General features: G+C 64.9%; 17 protein-coding genes and 1 tRNA gene. 5 read left to right on the forward strand and 13 right to left on the reverse strand.

The window, feature by feature from the left end; translation table 11 throughout:
• Positions 1–192: 192 nt before the first annotated feature.
• The 12 genes from CIK75_RS02625 to CIK75_RS02680 all read right to left on the reverse strand — a co-directional run bounded on the left by CIK75_RS02625 (position 193) and on the right by CIK75_RS02680 (position 10,856).
• Positions 193–675 (reverse strand): bifunctional nuclease family protein, encoded by a 483-nt coding sequence (locus tag CIK75_RS02625; protein ID WP_096223134.1) that lies wholly within the window; start codon positions 673–675, stop codon positions 193–195.
• A gap of 18 nt (positions 676–693) precedes the next feature.
• Positions 694–1,380, reverse strand: a complete 687-nt coding sequence (locus CIK75_RS02630; protein ID WP_241895255.1) for a MerR family transcriptional regulator — start codon at positions 1,378–1,380, stop codon at positions 694–696.
• 74 nt (positions 1,381–1,454) lie between these two features.
• Positions 1,455–1,931: an FHA domain-containing protein gene (locus tag CIK75_RS02635; RefSeq protein WP_086994558.1), complete on the reverse strand. Its 477-nt coding sequence runs from the start codon at positions 1,929–1,931 to the stop codon at positions 1,455–1,457.
• Positions 1,932–2,248: 317 nt separating this feature from the next.
• A tRNA-Pro gene (locus CIK75_RS02640) sits at positions 2,249–2,322 on the reverse strand.
• 84 nt (positions 2,323–2,406) lie between these two features.
• Positions 2,407–3,945: a ribosome biogenesis GTPase Der gene (gene der / locus CIK75_RS02645; protein ID WP_096223135.1), complete on the reverse strand. Its 1,539-nt coding sequence runs from the start codon at positions 3,943–3,945 to the stop codon at positions 2,407–2,409.
• 82 nt (positions 3,946–4,027) lie between these two features.
• Positions 4,028–4,696: a (d)CMP kinase gene (gene cmk, locus CIK75_RS02650; protein ID WP_096223136.1), complete on the reverse strand. Its 669-nt coding sequence runs from the start codon at positions 4,694–4,696 to the stop codon at positions 4,028–4,030.
• On the reverse strand, positions 4,697–5,800 hold the full coding sequence (locus CIK75_RS02655) for a prephenate dehydrogenase (RefSeq protein WP_096223137.1): 1,104 nt from the start codon (positions 5,798–5,800) through the stop codon (positions 4,697–4,699).
• Between the two features lie 3 nt (positions 5,801–5,803).
• Positions 5,804–6,829 (reverse strand): pseudouridine synthase, encoded by a 1,026-nt coding sequence (locus CIK75_RS02660; RefSeq protein ID WP_096223138.1) that lies wholly within the window; start codon positions 6,827–6,829, stop codon positions 5,804–5,806.
• Between the two features lie 33 nt (positions 6,830–6,862).
• Positions 6,863–7,468, reverse strand: coding sequence for an SMC-Scp complex subunit ScpB (gene scpB, locus CIK75_RS02665; RefSeq protein ID WP_096223139.1), 606 nt, complete (start codon positions 7,466–7,468; stop codon positions 6,863–6,865).
• Positions 7,465–8,322 (reverse strand): segregation/condensation protein A, encoded by an 858-nt coding sequence (locus CIK75_RS02670; protein ID WP_241895243.1) that lies wholly within the window; start codon positions 8,320–8,322, stop codon positions 7,465–7,467. Before CIK75_RS02670 ends, scpB begins: the two co-directional genes overlap by 4 nt.
• A gap of 41 nt (positions 8,323–8,363) precedes the next feature.
• On the reverse strand, positions 8,364–9,260 hold the full coding sequence (locus tag CIK75_RS02675; RefSeq protein ID WP_086994633.1) for an AAA family ATPase: 897 nt from the start codon (positions 9,258–9,260) through the stop codon (positions 8,364–8,366).
• 228 nt (positions 9,261–9,488) lie between these two features.
• Positions 9,489–10,856, reverse strand: a complete 1,368-nt coding sequence (locus CIK75_RS02680) for a cation:dicarboxylase symporter family transporter (RefSeq protein ID WP_096223141.1) — start codon at positions 10,854–10,856, stop codon at positions 9,489–9,491.
• Between the two features lie 153 nt (positions 10,857–11,009).
• On the opposite strand from CIK75_RS02680, the gene CIK75_RS02685 reads away from it, so the two are divergent.
• Both CIK75_RS02685 and CIK75_RS02690 read left to right on the forward strand, forming a co-directional pair.
• The gene (locus tag CIK75_RS02685; protein WP_241895245.1) at positions 11,010–12,731 is read left to right on the forward strand and encodes a sensor histidine kinase; all 1,722 of its coding nucleotides are present in this window, start codon (positions 11,010–11,012) and stop codon (positions 12,729–12,731) included.
• On the forward strand, positions 12,715–13,416 hold the full coding sequence (locus CIK75_RS02690) for a response regulator (RefSeq protein ID WP_096223142.1): 702 nt from the start codon (positions 12,715–12,717) through the stop codon (positions 13,414–13,416). Before CIK75_RS02685 ends, CIK75_RS02690 begins: the two co-directional genes overlap by 17 nt.
• Positions 13,417–13,445: 29 nt before the next feature.
• Here the strand turns inward: CIK75_RS02690 and CIK75_RS02695 are convergent, their stop codons facing one another.
• Positions 13,446–15,341 (reverse strand): propionyl-CoA synthetase, encoded by a 1,896-nt coding sequence (locus tag CIK75_RS02695; protein WP_096223143.1) that lies wholly within the window; start codon positions 15,339–15,341, stop codon positions 13,446–13,448.
• Positions 15,342–15,502: 161 nt separating this feature from the next.
• On the opposite strand from CIK75_RS02695, the gene CIK75_RS02700 reads away from it, so the two are divergent.
• From CIK75_RS02700 to prpB, 3 genes are read left to right on the forward strand one after another with little or no spacing between them, the layout of a single operon-like run.
• A complete protein-coding gene (locus CIK75_RS02700; protein WP_096223144.1) occupies positions 15,503–16,153 on the forward strand; it encodes a GntR family transcriptional regulator in 651 nt (216 codons plus the stop codon).
• A complete protein-coding gene (locus CIK75_RS02705; protein ID WP_086994583.1) occupies positions 16,150–17,667 on the forward strand; it encodes an MmgE/PrpD family protein in 1,518 nt (505 codons plus the stop codon). The genes CIK75_RS02700 and CIK75_RS02705 overlap by 4 nt, the downstream gene beginning before the upstream one ends.
• On the forward strand, positions 17,668–18,618 hold the full coding sequence (gene prpB / locus CIK75_RS02710) for a methylisocitrate lyase (protein ID WP_096223145.1): 951 nt from the start codon (positions 17,668–17,670) through the stop codon (positions 18,616–18,618).
• The last annotated feature ends 2 nt before the right edge of the window (positions 18,619–18,620 follow it).

Raw genomic sequence — 18,620 nt, forward strand, 5'->3', positions numbered from 1 at the left:
CACGTGGACCCTCCTCGTTGAAAACTCCCCCCAATAGGGAGTTTGCCAGCTGTCGGGGAACCGTGGCGGCATCGGATACCGTCCACTGTGCCGAGTGATGGGACAGCGTAGCAATGGGATTCTTATGCTTTGACGGTACGGCTGAACCTGCCCCACGTCAAAGACCTTCAAGTTTAACTTGAGGGCGTGTCGCTACTCGTCGAAATCCTCGGGTTCGACGTCGGCGAGGAACTCCCGGAATTCACGCACCTGGTCCTCCGCTGCCTCCTCGGTGGAGCCCTCGTCGTTGACCAGGACGCCCGCCTCCTCCAGGACTTCCTCGGTGCAGGTGATGGGGCATCCCGCACGCAAGGCGAAGGCGATGGCATCCGAAGCCCGCGAGTCCACGGTGGCCCCGCCGTCGAACTCCAGCTCGGCGTAGAAGACGGTTTCCTTGACCGACAGCAGACGAGCCTCGATCAGGGGGTGGCCCAGGGCCGAGGTGATGGTTTCGAGGAGGTCGTGGGTCATCGGTCGCGGCGTTTCCATCCCCTGCTGGGTCATGGCAATGGCCGAGGCCTCGGGCGTACCGATCCAGATCGGCAGGTGGCGGGGGCCGTCGATTTCCTTGAGGAGAACCAACGGCTGGTTCGAGGGCAGTTCGATCCGGACTCCGACGAGCATCAGCTCTCGCATGGGTTCCTCCTGCAGCGCCTAGTGGTCCATCTTCGCGATCGAGCCGTTGACCAGGGCGCTATGCAGAGCCAGGCAGGCATCGCTGATTTCGCGCGCCGTCTCTGCCGCGCTGGCGCGGGAGGAGACATCACGCCGGCTGGCTAACGGGGCGACGGCCCGTTCGACCAGACCGATTTCACGGTCGGCAGCGGCACGGAAACCGCGCAGGTGACGTGGTTCGATCCCGTGACCAGCCAGTTTGGCACTGGCGGTGGCGATGCGCACGGCATGCTCATCGAAACGCTGATCGTCCTCGGTGATGATTCCGTAGGCCAACAGTTCCGACACGAGGTCGTCCGAAGCCCCCGTCGCCCCTTGGAGTTCGGCCCGGGTCAGCGGCCGGGTGTGCCCGGCGATTTCCTGGGCCAGCTGGTCGGTCACGCTGCGCGGGGTCAACGTCAGGCCACCCGCCAACTGGTCGGGGCGCTCGCCTCGGTCGACGGCGTCCAAATAGTCCTTGATGACCTTCAGCGGAAGGTACTGGTCCCGTTGCAGGGACAAGATGAACCGCAGCCGGTCGATATCGGTGGCCGTGTACTTGCGGTATCCGGCGGCGGTGCGCTGCGGGGTGATCAGACCCTTTTCCTCGAGGAAACGGATCTTCGAGGCAGTGATCTGCGGGAAGTCCGCCGAGAGCTCGGTGAGGACCTCGCCGATATTGAGCACACTGGCCCGCGGGGTGTCGGCGCTGACGCCGAGACCCCGTCGGGAAGGTGCGGATGAAACCACAGGGATGACCGTCAGTCCTGCCGTGCGGCGGTGGTCGGGACGGTACCCGAGTAGAACGTGAGACGGAACTTGCCGATGCGGACCTCGGATCCGGTGCGCAGGCGCACCGCGTCCACCCGGTCACCGTTGACATAGGTGCCGTTGAGGCTGCCGGAGTCCACGACCTGGAATCCTTCGCCGTCACGGCGGAACTGGGCGTGCTTGCGCGAGACCGTGACATCGTCAAGGAAAATATCGGCCTCCGGATGCCGGCCCACGGTGGACAGCTCCCCATCGAGCAGGAAACGGGCCCCACGGTTCGGCCCGGAATGGGCAATCAGCAGGGCCGAGCCTTCGGGAAGTGCGTTGACGGACGAGCGTTCCTCGGTCGACAGCGACGTCTCGGGAGTGCTCTCATCGCTGGCCGGAGGCAAGCCGATGCTGGTGGTCTCCGTAGCGGATTCCTTGCGGTCCGCAGCGGTGTCCTCCCAACGGTTTTCGCCACTCATGTGTTTCCTCCCTGAAATGCCACGTGCCTGCTTCGGCCATCGGGGCAGGTAGCGCCCAAATGGCGTGCCCACTTAGTGTTTTATCAAGCCTAGCCTACCGGTTATCCCCCGACGCAAGCTGGTCGTCATCATCTGAGCCCGGAGCGTTTGCGAGGACGTCCCTGATGTCTTATCCCCGCGGTGCCCGAGAGAGGAACGGCGGGAAAGCTCAGGGCCGAAACCTGGTTGATCCGCGGTCCTGGAGGTACGGAGCAGAGCACGGCAAGAAGGACCTTGCCTGAACGATGTTTCGTTCTGACAAGGTCCTTCTTGGCCGGTCGGGCTAGCGGGATTCGAACCCACGGCCTCCTGACCCCCAGTCAGGCGCGCTACCAAGCTGCGCCATAGCCCGGCGGTTTCGCAGCCGTTATCCCGTCCACGAGGGGCGGGTGCCGTCTGCGAAAAGCTCCTCGGCTACTCTACCTCATTTTCTGTTCTACTTTGACCGCCCACGCTTCTCCCGGACGCGCATGCTGACCTCGATCGGGGTCCCTTCGAAACTGAAGGTCTCCCGCAGCCGCCGGGTGATGAACCGACGGTATCCGGGATCCAGGAATCCGGTGGTGAACAGCACGAAGCGCGGTGGGCGCGACGAGGCCTGGGTGGCGAAGAGGATCCGCGGCTGCTTTCCCCCACGCACCGGGTGCGGGTGCGCGGAAACGAGTTCACCGAAGAAGGCGTTGAGCTTGCCGGTGGGGATGCGACGGTCCCAGGATTCCAGCGCGAGGTCCAGGGCCGGGACGAGTTTTTCCTTATGCCACCCGGTGGCCGCCGAAATATTCACTCGTGGCGCCCAGTCAACATGGGCCAGGTCCTGTTCGACTTCCCGCTCGAGGTAATGGCGGCGTTCGTCGTCGAGCAAGTCCCATTTATTGAAGGCCAGGACCATGGCACGGCCCGAATCGATGCCGGTTTGCAGGATCCTCACGTCCTGTTCGCTGAGGACCTCGTCGACGGCCAACAGGACGACGGCGACTTCGGCCTTCTCCAGCGCCGATTGGGTGCGCAAGGACGCGTAATAGTCGGAGCCGACGGCCATATGCTGGCGGCGACGGATTCCTGCGGTGTCCACGAACCGCCAGGTGCGTCCACCGATGTCGACCAGCTCGTCCACCGGGTCTCGGGTGGTTCCTGCGGTGTCGTCAACGACGACGCGCTCAGAACCTGCCAACTTATTGAGCAGCGAGGACTTGCCCACGTTCGGACGCCCGATGAGGGCCACCCGGCGGGGGCCTCCGGTGGGGATCGGCGAGCCGACCGCCGAATAGGCCGGCAGCTTCTCCAACAGGTCATCGAGCAGGTCGGCCGTGCCACGCCCGTGCAAGGCGGAGACCGGGTACGGCTGGCCGAAGCCCAGGCTCCAGAGGGAGGCGGCATCGGCTTCCTGGGATTCCCCGTCGACCTTATTGGCCACCAGGAACACCGGCTTCTTCTGCCGACGCAGCATCTTCACGACCAGTTCGTCGGTGGCGGTGGCCCCGACGGCGGAATCGACGACGAAAACAATCGCGTCGGATAGGTCGGCTGCCAGCTCGGCCTGGTCGGCGACGCGGGCATGGATCCCCTTGGCGTCGTGTTCCCAGCCGCCGGTGTCCACCAGGGTGAAGTCACGTCCGCTCCACTCGGCACGGTAGGACACCCGGTCGCGGGTGACTCCGGGAACATCCTCGACCACTGCTTCGCGGCGGCCGATGATCCGGTTGACCAACGTCGATTTGCCGACGTTGGGTCGGCCGATGATGGCCACCACGGGTGGTGCCTTTTCCTCAGTCACCTCGAAGTCATCGTCGTCGAGGTGGGACAGCAGCTCGGTGTCCTCGTCGTCGAGATCGTAGTCAGCTAGGCCTTCACGCAAGGAAGCGGCGCGTTGCTCGGCTTCTTCATCGGTGATCAGGTCAAGTTTTTCGGCGACGTGGTCCTCTCCCGAGGGGACGTATTCGTCTCCGTCGCCGGGAACGGCGGCGTGATCGGTCATGTTCAGGGGTTTCCTTTGTTCGCCGCTTCCGCCCTACGCGGAAGCACTTACCATTTTTGCACGCTTTGGGGCCCGAAGCTCATCAGGCCGGAGCGTCGGCAGCCTCCACGACGGAGAGCACTGCTTGTACCGTCTGCTCGAAATCCAGGTCGGAGGAATCGACGGTCACCACTCCGTCGGCCGCAGTGGTGAAACTGGTGACCGTGGAATCCTTGGCGTCGCGGGCGACGACCTGACGCTGCAGGTCCTCGCCGCTCTGGGTGCCGCCGAGCTGCAAGCCGCGGCGGGCCATCCGTACTTCCTCACGGGCGGTGAGGAGGATCCTGGCCGGGGCGTCGGGGGCCACCACGGTGGTGATGTCTCGCCCTTCGGCGACGATTCGCTCGTGCCCGGCAATAATCTCCTGCTGGCGGCGAACCAGTTCAGCCCGGACCTCAAGGATGACGGCGACCGAGGAGACGGCCTCGGAGACGTGGGGGGCGCGGATGGCCTCGGACACGTCGGCCCCATTGACCGTCACCTGTTCCGCGTCGGGCTCGGTACCGATCTGCACCGAGGCCGCCTTCACCGCGGTGATGATGGCTTCTGAGTCGTGGAGATCAGTTCCGGCTTCGAGGCAGGCATAGGTCAGTGCCCGGTACATGGCACCGGTATCCAGGTAGGCTGCGCCGAGCCGGCGGGCCACCTCCTTCGACACCGATGATTTGCCGCTGCCTGATGGGCCGTCGATGGCCACCACTAGATTCTGCACTTACTGCACTACCTTCCATGAGCGTTCGGTGAGGGCTTCCATGAGTTCCTGGCTGCGCCCCGGTAAAACTGAGATTTCGACCATACCTACCTGATGGCCCGAGGAGTGTTCCATCCGCAGGTCCTCCAGGTTGATTCCCGCTTCGCCGACATCGGCCAGCAAGTGGGCGATCTGCCCCGGACGGTCGTCCACGATGACGGTGACCACGGCGAAGGCCTGGGGTGGGGAGCCGTGTTTGCCGGGGATCCGCGCCTGCCCGGCATTGCCCTCCCCCATGAGTTCGGCCAGATCCAACAGGGCACCGGGGCCGTCGGGGTCCTCCAGCGTGGAGATGAGCCGATTCAGGTCTTCCCGCAGACCGTGGAGGATATCCACGAGTTCGGGGGCGTTATTGCTCAGGATCTGGATCCAGAGCCGGGGGTCCGAAGCGGCGATGCGGGTCGTATCGCGGAGCCCATTGCCGGCCAGGGCCAGCGTATGAGCCGGGGCATTGAGCAGTCGCGAGGCCAAGAGCGAGGAGGCGATCTGTGGAAAATGTGAGATGAGCGCGACGGCTGCATCATGTTCCCCGGCGTCCAACCGGTGGACGGTGGCGCCCAGGTCGATGGCCAGATCCGCGGCGATGACCACACTGGATTCCCGGGAGCCCGGATGCGCACAAATAACCCACGGCATGGCGGTGAATAATTCGCCGCGGGCCGCCGCGGGACCAGATTTCTCTCGCCCGGCCATGGGGTGGGTCCCCACATAGCGGGATAAATCGGTTTCGGTCAGCCGTTCATCGGCTTTCAGCCGGCGCAGAATGGAGGTCTTGACGCTGGCGATGTCCACCACCGTCGCCCGCGGGTGCGCCCTGAGGGCGTCGGAGACCACCGAAGCCGTCACGTCCGGAGGCGATGCCACCACGACCAGCTGTGGCTCGGGCGTGACACCGGGCTCGTACAGGGTTCCGGCACCAATATCCTGCGCAACCCGCGCAGCGGTCGGCGAGGTATCGGCCAACGAGACCTGGACGCCGAGCCGGCTCAACCCGAGTCCGACGCTCGCGCCGAGCAGTCCGGTACCGATCACCAGCACCGGCCCGGATACGTGTGCAGCAACCACCAGTTACATACCCACTTCGGAAAGCAGGTGGCCTACTTCGTGGTGGCCGAGCTGACGGATGGTGCCCTGCTTCTGGTCGCCCAGACGGATCGGGCCCATCTGCACGCGCACCAGGCGTTTGACCGGGTGGCCGACAGCATCGAAAAGCCGACGGACGATCCGGTTACGCCCCGAGTGCAGGATCACCTCCACCAGTACCTTGCCCGGAGTGGAGTCGACGAGTTTGAAGGAGTCGACGCTGGCGATGCCGTCCTCGAGCTTGATGCCATTCTTCATTTCGGCACCGATGCCGTGGGCCATCGGTCCGGGAACCTGGACCAGGTAGGTTTTGGGGATCTCGTAGGAGGGGTGGGTCAACCGGTTGGCCAGCTCCCCATCGTTGGTGAGCAACAGCAGCCCTTCGGTGTTCACGTCGAGGCGGCCCACGTGGAAAAGGCGTTCGCTCTTCTTGCGCAGGAAGTCCGAGACGCATGGGCGGCCCTCGGGATCCTCCATCGTGGAGACGACGCCGCGGGGCTTATTGAAGACGAAGTACTTCATCGTCTCGTTCAGCTGGATACGCATGCCGTCGACGTGGATGCTCTCGGAGGAGGGGTCCACCCGGATGCCCAGTTCGGTGACGATCTCTCCGTTGACCTCGACTCGCCCGGCGGTGATCATTTCCTCACTGACCCGGCGTGAGGCGACGCCTGCGTTGGCCATCACCTTCTGCAAACGGACGCCGTCCTGGTCCTGACCCTGATCGGTGCGCGGTGTGGTGCGTTTCTGGGAGGCCGGACGGTTCTTCTTCACCGGTCCGAGGTTGCGGCCGAAGCGTTCGCCGCCGAAGGCCTGCGGGCCACGCGGGGCCGAAGGGGACTGGTCCTTCTTGGATGCGCCTTGTTTCTTGGCGCCGAAGCTACCCCCTGATTTGGGGCCCTGCTTCGGGCCGTCCTGTCGTCGTCCGGAAGCGCCGCGCCCGGCACCCTGGCCGGGCGTTGACCGGCGTTGATTGCCGCGGCCTGCGCCTGAATTGGATCCCTGGGTCATGTCGATTCCTTCGTTACATACTGAGGTGGTGGTTTAGAACTGGACGTCGTCGTAGTGCTCGAGGTCGTCCAGTCCGGGCAGATGAGGGGAGAGCTGCGGCAGGTCCGCCACGCTGTCCACCCCCAATCTTTCCAGAAAATAGTTGGTGGTCCGATACAGCATGGCACCCGAAGTCGGATCCGTCCCCTCTTCGGCGACCAAACCACGCAGCGAAAGGGTCCTGACGACGGAGTCGACGTTGACCCCGCGGATCGCCGCGATGCGGGCGCGGGAGACCGGTTGCCGGTAGGCGATCACCGCCAGCGTCTCCAGTGCAGCCTGCGATAAACGGGAGGTGGCCCCATCCAAGACGAAGCGGGAGACAACGGGAGCAAAGTCACGTTTTGAATAGACCCGCCAGCCTCCTGCCAGCTCACGTAGCTCAAAACCATGGTGCAGGTCATAGTCGTTTTGCAGTTCACGGAGCAGTTCGCGGATTCGCTGCACCTCCACGTCGAGAACCTCTGCCAACCGCAACGCGGTGACCGGTTCGTCGGCGACCATCAGCACTGCCTCGATGGCCGCCCGCGCCCCGCCAGGAAGTTCATCAACGGGAAGCCCATCAGTCCGGGACTGCGCCCCGCCGTCATCCTGGGTCATGGCTGGTCCTCCTGTACTGAGGGGGCTGCTGCGACCGGCACGGGCAGCTGATCGTTTGCGGTCTCCGTTGCGGGTTGCCACGGTCCGGCGTCCTGGTTCCAGAAGATCAGCAGCTCCCCCAGCGGGCCCGCCTGATCAAATCCGACGAATCTGTCACGAAATAGATCCAGCAAGGCCAGGAACTTGGCGATCACCATGGGGGTTTCCGGAGCTTCGGCCACCAGCTCCGCGAAACTGACCGAGGCACCCCCCGTGAGGCGGGCGGCAATCAGTTCGGCCTGTTCTCGCACGCTCACCGTGGGGGCGTGCAGGTGTTCGAGACCGACTTCGGTCGGTTCGACCGGTTGAGGTTCCATGGCTTTGCGGGCCAACCGGGCCAAGGTTGCCGGGTTGGTGGTGAAGACCAGTTCGGGCAACAACGCCGCGAAACCGGGTTCGAGGGCGACCCTGCGTGGGTAGCGTTCGGTTTCCTCGGCGAGGCGCTCCGAGAATTGCCCGGCGATGGCCTTGAAGGCCCGGTACTGCAGGAGCCGGGCGAAGAGGAGGTCGCGGGCCTCGAGCAGGGCGATGTCTTCATCGGATTCAACCTCACCGGTGGGCAGCAATCGTGCCGCCTTCAGGTCCAACAAGGTGGAGGCCACCACCAGGAACGACGTCGTCTCCTCCAGGGCGCCTTCGCCCTCGCGTTCACGCAGGACACGCAGGTAGGCGATGAATTCGTCGGTGACCTTCGCCAGAGCGATCTCGGTGATGTCGAGCTGGTGTTTGCCGATGAGGTTCAGCAGCACGTCGAAGGGCCCGGAGAAGTTCTCCAGGGCCACGGCGAAGCCACCGGTCGCCTCCGGTTCGGTCACGGCGGACGGCGACACGGTGTCCGCCAGGTCCGCCGCCTTCATTACGGGGCGCCGCCGCGGCTGATGAGCTCCTTGGCCAGCATCCGGTAGGACTCCGCCCCCGGATGGTTGGTCGCATAGCTGGTGATCGGCTCGGCGGCGACGTTGGCATCGGCAAACTTGATCGTACGTTTGATCACCGTTTCGAAGACCTGATCCCCGAAGGCCTCCACGAGTCGGCCGATGACCTCCCGGGAGTGCAACGTTCTGGCGTCGTACATGGTGGTCAGGACGCCGTCGATCTGCAGCGAGGGATTCAGCCGGTCCTGGACCTTGTCGATGGTCTCCACCAGCAGGGCGACAGCACGCAGGGCGAAGAACTCGGCCGTCAGGGGGATGATCACCCCGTGAGCGGCGGTCAACGCGTTGACCGTCAGCAGGCCCAGCGATGGCTGGCAGTCGATGAGGATGACGTCGTAGTCGTCGGAAACCTTGCGCAGGGCTCGTTCAAGCACCTGCTCGCGGGCGACCTCATTAACCAGCTGGACCTCGGCGGCCGAGAGGTCGATGTTCGCCGGCAACAGGTCGATGTTTTCGACATCGGTGTTCAGGATCGCATCATGGATGCTGGTCTTGCGTTCAAGCAGCACGTTGTAGACGGTGATGTCCAGTTCATGCGGGTTGGTCCCGAATCCGGCGCTGAGGGCCCCTTGCGGGTCGAAGTCGACCAAGAGGACCTTGCGACCGTATTCGGCGAGCGCCGCAGCCAGGTTGATGGTCGAGGTCGTTTTTCCGACCCCGCCCTTCTGGTTCACCATGGCGATGACGCGGGCCGGACCGTGGCTTTCCAACGGCTGTGGTTCGGGGAACTTCGTCAGGGGTCGCCCGGTCGGACCGACCACCGGTGGCTCCTTCAGCAAACCTGCCGTCCGAGTCCTCGAACCCTTTTCCTCGCTCACGGTATGAACCACGCTTCCGATCGTTGCTTGTATCTCACTGCTTAGCCTCTAGGCTATCGCCGTGCTGGTGCCCAACGGCGCAGGTTTGCCGGTGAACGGCGAGCCTTTACCTTGAAGCTGAACTCGAGGGTTGACCCCGAGTGGACGGCTTTCCGGCCGCAGGAGCGGCGTCGTCGGCCGGTCCGCCCCCTCGGGCTGAACCGGCCGACGGCATGGCCCCTGGCTCTGCTAATGCGTGAGCTGCGGCTCGGGCAGGGCGTGCCCGGCCTCGGGTTCGGCTTCAAACGCCTCCGGCTCCAGCGAGAGCTCATCGAATGGGCGCTGGCCGGAGAGCACCGCACGGGTTTGCTCCATGTCGATTTCCCGGGTCCATTTGCCGATGAGCAAGGTGGCCACCGCGTTGCCGGTGAAGTTGGTGAGCGCGCGGGCCTCTGACATGAACTTATCAATACCCACGATCACCCCCATGCCGTCGAGCAGTTCGGGACGGTGTGATTGCAGGCCTGCGGCCAGCGTGGCCAGTCCGGCGCCGGTGACCCCGGCGGCCCCCTTGGAGGCGATGATCATGAACACCAGCAACGAAATCTGTTCGCCCAGGTTCATGGGCATCCCCATCGCGGTGGAGACGAAGAGCGAGGCCATGGTCAGGTAGATGGCCGTGCCGTCGAGGTTGAAGGAATAGCCGGTAGGTACGGTGATGCCCACCACCGGCCGGGAGACCCCGGCATGCTCCATCTTGGCCATCAGGCGCGGCAGTGCCGATTCGGAGGACGAGGTGGAGAAGATCAGTAGGTATTCCCGGGCCAGGTACTTCATCAGCTTCAGGATGTTCAGTCCCGCCACCGCCTTGAGGATCGAGCCCAGGATCACGAGGATGAACAGCGCACAGGTGATGTAGAAGGAACCCATGAGGATCGCCATGGAGCCAATGGCCGCCCAGCCGGTGGCCCCGACCACTGCGGCGATGGCCCCAAAAGCGCCGATCGGCGCGGCCCACATGATCATCATCATCAGCTTGAAGACCACCCCCTGGATGTGCTGGATTCCTTTCAGGACCGGCTCGCCGGATTTGCCCATGGACTGCAGGGCAAAACCGACCAGAAGTGCCAGCACGAGGGTGGGCAGCACCGGGATGGAACCGGGGATGAGGCTCATCAGGAAATCAACGGTTCCGCTGTCCTGGTCCCCGGCTGCCGCCTCGTAGGGCTGCAGGTGCAGTCCCGAACCGGGGTGGATCAGGTTGCCCACCAGCAGGCCGATGGCCAGGGCAAAGGTGGACATCGTGATGAAGTAGCCCAGGGCCAGGCCTCCGACCTTGCCGACCGTCGCGGCCCGGGCCACCGAGCCGACCCCCAGGACGATGGTGCAGAAGATGATCGGGGCAATGATCATCTTGATGAGCGCAACGAAGGCGGTGCCCAGTGGCTTAAGCGATTTTCCGACCTCGGGGAAAACCAGTCCGATCGTCGCCCCCAGGACGACGGCGACGATGACCATGATGTACAGCCAGTGGGTCCTGTCCTTCTTGCGCCTCGGAGGTTGACCGGCCGCCGCGCTTCCGGGACTGGATTCATCTGCTGCTGGCTTCGTTGCCATGCCGGCTCCTTCTGCTCTTCGAAATATGGGTTGCCTCCATGGTCGGACCAAAAGTGATTCACCTCACGCTTGCGTTCATATTGTTCACGCGTCTCCGTGCCGGGGCCGGAGGCCCCCGTGCGAAACTTGGTGACGGATTCCAAGGAGGACCCCATGGCGGCGAAGACACATCCGACGATGCAGGGCACTTTTTCGCTGGCCAGCCGGTTATTTATGGCCCAACTGCTGCTGGTCGTGCTGATCTGTGCCGCGGTCAGTGCCAGCAACTACGCCACCGCCCAGACGCAAGCCCGGGAGGCGACGGCGGACCGGGTCCTCGGCATTGCCGTGACCCTCGCCAAAGACCCCTTCGTGCGGGACTCCGTCACCGCTCCTGCTCCTTCCGAGGCGTTGCAGCCCTACGCGCGGAAGGTCAACGCCATGGCACATGTCGACTTTGTGACGATCATGGCTCCGGACCGCACACGGTTCACGCATCCGCATCCCGATGAGCTGGGCCGCCCCTATATCGGCAGTATCGACCGGGCCTTGGCCGGGCACAGCCAGGTCGAGGAATATCAGGGCACCCTCGGCCCCTCCGTCCGGGCGATCGCCCCGGTGTACGACGACGGGGGCCGGGTGATCGCGATGGTCGCCGTCGGGGTGACCCTGCAAAGCCTGTCCCTGGCTCAGGCGGCAGCATTGCCCACGGTCCTCTGGGTGGCCCTGGCCGCGACCATCCTCGGGAGTCTGGGCTCCTGGCTGCTCAGCCGCTATTTGCGCCGGGTGACTCTGGGCTACGGCCCGGAGGAACTGCGCAGCCTCTTCGCTTACTACGATTCGGCCCTGCACTCGCTGCGCGAGGGCTTGGTGCTCATTGATGACCACCGTCGCCTCGTGCTCTACAACGACCAGGCCGCAGATCTGTTGGGGCTACCGCCGGCCGGAGCCTTGAAACCGGCACCTGTCGAGGAGCTGGGCCTACCCGAGACGGTCCTGGACCTCTTTGCGTCGGGCCGCCGGGCCACCGACGAGATCCATCTGACCCGCGAAAGAATCCTGGTGATCAGCCAACAGCGCGCCAGGGAACCGGATATCGGCCCCTCGCCCGTCTTTCCGTTCCGCAGGTCAGGTGGGCTGCGCCGGGGCGAGCCGGCGGTCCGTCCAACCCCGCGCCAGCTGGGCACGGTGGCCACCCTGCGTGACCACACGGAGCTACAGGCGCTGACGGGAGAACTGGAGTCGATGAAGACGCTCTCCGAGGCGCTGCGGGCCCAGACCCACGAACATGCCAACCGACTGCACACCGTGGCGACCATGATCGAACTGGGTCGCGAACGGGAGGCACTGGAATTCGCTGTGCAGGATCAGTATGAGTCCCAGCGGCTCACCGACGAGTTCGTGCAATCCATCGACGAGCCGTTCCTGACCGCCCTGATGATCGGCAAGGCGGCCCAGGCCCATGAACGGGGGATCCGCTTGACGATGTCTGCCAGCGGGGACCTTCCGCCGGGTTCGCTGGATGCCCGGGATCTGGTCACCCTGACGGGCAACCTGCTCGATAACGCCTTCGACGCCGCGGCCACCTCACCGCTACGCACCGTCTGGGCCGACTTCTCGGTGGCGGACCAGACGCTCATCATCTCCGTTGCCGATTCCGGGCCGGGGGTCGACACCGACCACCTCGAAGAGATCTTCCGCCTCGGAGGCACGTCCAAGGGCCCCGGGGGACGCGGACTCGGTCTGGCCCTGGTCCGTCAGGCCGTGGCCCGCCTCAACGGGACGCTCGAGGTTGAATCCGACGGCGGTGCGATCTTCACCATCACCCTGCCGCTGGCATCGCAGGTGCCCGGCCTACCATCACCAGGAGGTGCCGACCATGGCCACCGACCGTGAACTGCGCACGCTGATCCTCGATGACGAGCCGTTGACGGCCCAGGCCCACGCCGACTACGTGCGACGGATCCCGGGCTACGTGGTCGATGCCGTCGTGCTCACCGGCGGCGAGGCACTGGCCAGGATCGACGCGGCGGCCGCCGGCGGGGCCCCGATCGATCTGGTCCTGCTGGATATGAACCTCACCGACCTCCACGGACTCGACGTGGCGCGGCGGATCCGCGGTCGTGGGCATACGGTGGACATTATCGCCATCACCGCCGTCCGGGACCTCCACGTGGTCAAAACGGCACTCTCCGCCGGGGTCACCCAGTATCTGATCAAGCCGTTTAGTTTCGCCGTATTCCGGGAGAGGCTGGAGAACCACCGGAATTTCCGGCTCAACCTCGCCGATGCGAATGGCACTGCGACCCAGGCCACGATCGACAGCGCCTTGGCTGCCCTGCGCACGGTGGCCCCCACCCGGTTGCCCAAGGGATTGCTGGAGGAGACGCTCGCTGCGGTCTCCGGTGTCCTCCAGAGCGAACCAGCGGCATTGTCGGCCACCGAAGTCGCCGACGTCGTACAGCTTTCCCGGGTGACCGCCCGCCGCTATCTGGAGTACCTGGCCGGGGCCGATCGGGCGATCAAGTCACCGCGATATGGCACCCCGGGCCGGCCGGAGTATGAATACCGTTGGCGATAGCCACATCCGGCACCCGGCCCCCGGCCCGCTCAGTCCATCCGCAAAAACGGTATCAGTGCCTCGATGACCGCGGGGTCCTCAATCGTCGAGGGCACCGAGTAGGCCTTGCCGTCGGCGATCTGGCGCATCGTCTTGCGCAGGATCTTTCCCGAGCGCGTCTTCGGCAGGGCCTCCACCACCCGGACCCGGCGGAAGTCGGCCACCGGTCCGATCCGCTCGCGCACCAGGGCCACGAGTTCGGTGGCGAGCTGTTCCTCGGAGGTGGAGATCCCCGATTTGAGCACGACGAAACCACAAGCGCTCTGACCCTTGAGCTCATCGGCCACGCCGATGACCGCGCATTCGGCCACCGCAGGGTGGGCCCCGAGGACCTGCTCGATGGCCCCGGTGGAGAGCCGGTGGCCCGAAACGTTGATGACGTCGTCGGTGCGGCCCATGACGTAGAGGTAGCCGTCCTCGTCGAGGTAGCCGGAGTCACCGGTGGTGTAGAAGCCGGGGAACTGGTCGAGATAGGCCGAACGGTAGCGCTCATCATTGCCCCACAGGGTGCGGAGCGCCCCGGGCGGCAAGGGCAGCTCCAGGACGATGTTGCCCTCCTCCCCCGCACCCACCGGCTCGCCCAGCGGGTCAAGGATCTTCACGTGATAGCCCGGAACCGGAACGGTCGGGGAACCTGCCTTGATCGGCAGGGCCTGAAGCCCCAACAGGTTGGAGGCAATCGGCCACCCGGTTTCGGTCTGCCACCAGTTATCCACGATGGGCACCCCCAGCACTTCTCCTGCCCAGGCGAAGGTATCCGGGTCGAGTCGTTCCCCGGCGACGAAGAGTGCGCGCAACCGCGAGGTGTCGTGGTTGCCCAGCAGCTCCGCCTCCGGGTCGGCCTTGCGGATCGCCCGTAGCGCGGTCGGGGCAGTGAACATGACGTCGACCTCGTGTTCGGCCACGACCCGCCAGAAGGCGCCGGCGTCGGGGGTGCCGACGGGCTTGCCCTCGTAAAGCACCGTCGTGGCGCCGGCGATGAGCGGCCCGTAGACGATGTAGGAGTGCCCCACCACCCAGCCGACGTCGGAAGCGGTGAACATCGTCTCACCGGCTTCGACTCCATAGATATTGCGCATCGACCACGCCATGGCCACCGCATACCCGCCGGTATCGCGGACCACCCCCTTCGGAGAACCCGTCGTTCCCGAGGTGTAGAGGATGTACAGCGGATCCCCGGCAGCCATGTCCACCGGGCCTGCCGGTTCCGCCGTTGCGCTCAGGTCCTCCCAATCGAACCACCCTGCGGGGGTTCCCCCGTATTCGGAACGGTCATGTTGGAAGCCTTCACGATGGTGCACGACGACGGTGTCCACCTGATGTGCTGCGGTTTCCATCGCCGTGGCAACAACCGGCAGGTATTCAACGCGGCGGGCCGGTTCAACCCCTCCGGTGGCCGTCACGATGGCCTTCGGGCGGCAGTCGTTGATCCTGGCCGCCAATTCCTTGGCGGCGAACCCACCAAAAACCACCGAGTGCACGGCACCGATCCGGGCACAGGCCAGCATGGCAATGGCCGCCTGCGGGATCATCGGCAAATACAGGATGACCCGGTCCCCCGCCCCGATCCCCTGATCTCGCAGGACGCCGGCGAAACGTGCCACCTGGTCCAGGAGCTCGGTGTAGGTGAAACTGCGCTGGATGCCCAGGACCGCAGAATCGTAGACCAGTGCCGGTTGGTCTCCGCGGCCGGCAGCCACATGGCGGTCCAGGGCGTTCACGGTGATGTTCAGTCTCCCGTCCGGATACCAGCTGTAGAACGGAGCGGAGGAGTCGTCCAGCCCTCGTTCGGGCTGGGTGCTCCAGTCAACCAGCGTGGCCGCTTCCAGCCAGAAGGCTGCTGGGTCTTCGGTACTGGCGGCGTAGGTTTCGCGGTAGTCAGACATCTGGCAACTCCCTTGTGGACGGGCAGGTATGGGCCCACTCTATGGTCCGGATCACAGATGCTCAACCATTCTGTATACACAGATCTGAGAATTCACCCAGATCCTGAGAGCATCTCGCGCCAGTGTGGCCATCGCGCCGAGTTCTTGTATACACTGATGGCATGAAGGCCAGTGATAAAGCCTACGCGGCGCTGCGACGAGATATCGTCTCGTGGGCCCTGCCGCCGGGTTCGGTGCTCGGCGAGGTGGAGCAGGCCGAACGACTCGGCGTTTCCCGTACCCCACTGCGCGAAGCCTTGTCACGGTTGGCCGCCGACGGTCTCGCGGTCTCCCAACGAGGTCGTGGCGTCGTCGTCTCCGACGTCTCGCTGGACCACGTTGACGATTTGTTTTCCCTGCGTCGCGCCCTCGAGATCGAAGCCGCCCGTAGCGCGGCCCGATCCGGCACTCCGGCCATCTTCAACGAGCTGGCCCGACGCTTCGATGCCGCGGCAGAGAACCTGAGTGCCGCCGCCGATCGTGACGGCTACTACGGCTTGGCCGGCGAACTGGACGCCGCCATCGAAGACGCAGCATCCAACGCCTATCTGGCCCAGGCCCTCCAGGGTCTGCGTGTGCATCTGGCCCGCTTGCGTCGGCTCTCCCATGATGCCCCGGCTCGTTTGCGTGCTTCGGCCCGCGAACACGCCCAGATCGCCCGGGCGGTAGCCTCCGGAGACCCCGGACTTGCTTCGGCCGCCACACTGCTGCACCTGCACAACAGTCTTGAACACATCAGATCCCATGCCCTACCGAAAGAGGCCATCGCATGATCAACCACCCAGTCCGTGTCTACCGTTCGGAAGAGAACCTGCCCCGCGAGGAACAGCTGGCCCATAAGATCGCCACCGTCGCCGCCGATCCGGTGGCGGTTTCCGCCGAGGTCACCGACATGGTCATCAACCGGGTGATCGACAATGCTTCGGTCGCCGTGGCTTCACTGAACCGTGGACCGATCGTTGCTGCCCGCTCCCAGGCCCTCTGCCATGCCCCCAGCACCGGTGGCGCCGGGGCTTCGGTCTTCGGGATCACCGAGAAGGTCTCCCCCGAGTGGGCTGCCTGGGCCAACGGGGTCGCCGTGCGCGAGCTCGACTATCATGACACGTTCCTGGCCGCCGAGTACTCCCACCCCGGAGACAACATCCCGCCGATCCTGGCCGTCGCCCAGCACACCGGGGCCTCCGGCGCCGACGTCGTGCGCGCCATCACCACCGGCTATGAAATCCAGGTCGATCTGGTGAAGTCCATCTGCCTGCACAAACACAAGATCGACCACGTCGCGCACTTGGGCCCTTCCGCCGCCGCGGGCATCGGTACCCTGCTGGGGCTCGACGTTGAAACGATCTTCCAGGCCGTTGGCCAGGGACTGCACACCACGACGGCGACCCGCCAGTCGCGCAAGGGCGAGATCTCCACCTGGAAGGCCCATGCACCGGCCTTCGCCGGCAAGATGGCCGTCGAGGCCGCCGACCGCGCCATGCGCGGGCAGACCTCCCCCGTGCCGATCTATGAGGGCGAAGATGGCGTGATCGCCTGGATGCTTGATGGGCCCGACGCCGCCTACACGGTGCCGCTGCCCGAGGCCGGTGAAGCCAAACGCGCCATCATGGATACCTACACCAAGGAGCACTCGGCCGAATACCAGGCGCAGGCGTGGATCGATTTGGCCCGCAAGCTCCACCGCGAACACCCGGAGGCCACCGACCCGGCCAACGTGAAATCGGTGCTGATCAAGACCAGCCACCACACGCACTTCGTCATCGGCTCCGGCGCCAACGACCCGCAGAAATACGATCCGACCGCTTCCCGCGAAACGCTGGACCACTCGATCCCTTACATTTTCACCGTGGCCCTGCAGGATGGCTCGTGGCACCATGTCGACTCCTACGCCCCCGAGCGTGCCGGCCGGGCCGACACCGTGGAACTCTGGCATAAGGTCACCACCGAAGAAGATGCCGAATGGACCCGCCGCTACCACTCGATGGACATCGCCGAGAAGGCCTTCGGCGGATCGGTGGAGATCACCCTGAACGACGGTACGGTCATCACCGATGACATCGCCGTCGCCGATGCCCACCCCCTCGGCGCCCGGCCGTTCGCCCGCGAGCAGTACATCAACAAGTTCCGCACCCTGGCAGAAGGATTGGTCGCCCCCGAGGAAATCGACCGTTTCATCGCCGCAGCCGAACGCCTGCCCGAGCTGGCCGCGGGAGAAATGGACCAGTTGAACATCGTCGCCGCACCGGGTGTCATCGACGCTGCCGCCGCACCGAAGGGATTGTTCTAGATGTTGTATTCCACCACCACTCCCGAGGCCAAGCGTCGCGCCCTGCGCGAGATGCTGGTCCCCGGGACCGCACGCCAGTTCCCCGGAGCCTTCAATCCGCTCTCGGCACGACTGATCGAGGAAAAGGGGTTCGATGGCGTCTACATCTCCGGTGCGGTCCTCGCCAACGATCTCGGCCTGCCCGATGTCGGCCTGACCACGCTCAGTGAAGTCGCCGGTCGGGCCGGGCAAATCGCCCGCATGACCGACCTGCCGGCCATCGTCGACGCAGACACCGGGTTTGGCGAGCCGATGAACGTGGCCCGGACCATTCAGGAACTCGAACACGCAGGCCTGGCCGGCTGCCATATCGAGGACCAGTTCAACCCGAAACGCTGCGGCCACCTGGACGGCAAGAACGTCGTGGAACTGGAGACCATGGTCAAGCGGATCGCTGCGGCAGCAGATGCCCGCAGGGACCCGAACTTCCTGATCATGGCCCGCACCGATGTGCGTGCCGTGGACGGTTTGGATGCTGCCGTGGAGCGGGCCAAGGCCCTCGTCGATGCTGGAGCCGACGCGATCTTCCCCGAGGCGATGAAGGACCTCTCGGAGTTCGAGGCCATCTGCAACGCCGTGGACGTGCCGGTACTGGCGAATATGACTGAATTCGGTAAATCTGAATTGTTCACTCGTGCAGACCTCGCCGCAACCGGCGTCGCTCTGGTCATCTACCCGGTCACCTTGCTACGCAGCGCCATGGGTGCCGCGGAGCGAGTCCTGGACGCCATCAGCTCCCAAGGGACCCAGCAAGAACAGGTTCCGCAGATGCTGACCCGCGCCCGGTTGTATGATCTGGTGGACTATGAAGCGTACAACCGCTTCGATACCGGGATCTTCAATTTCCAGGTCCCCGGGCTCGAGATCGACGGCAATGGCGCAAATCTTCCATCGGGTTCAAAGGAGCAGTAAGC

Source organism: Glutamicibacter sp. BW78, assembly GCF_002332245.1.
Classification (GTDB): Bacteria; Actinomycetota; Actinomycetes; order Actinomycetales; family Micrococcaceae; genus Arthrobacter_H; species Arthrobacter_H rhombi_A.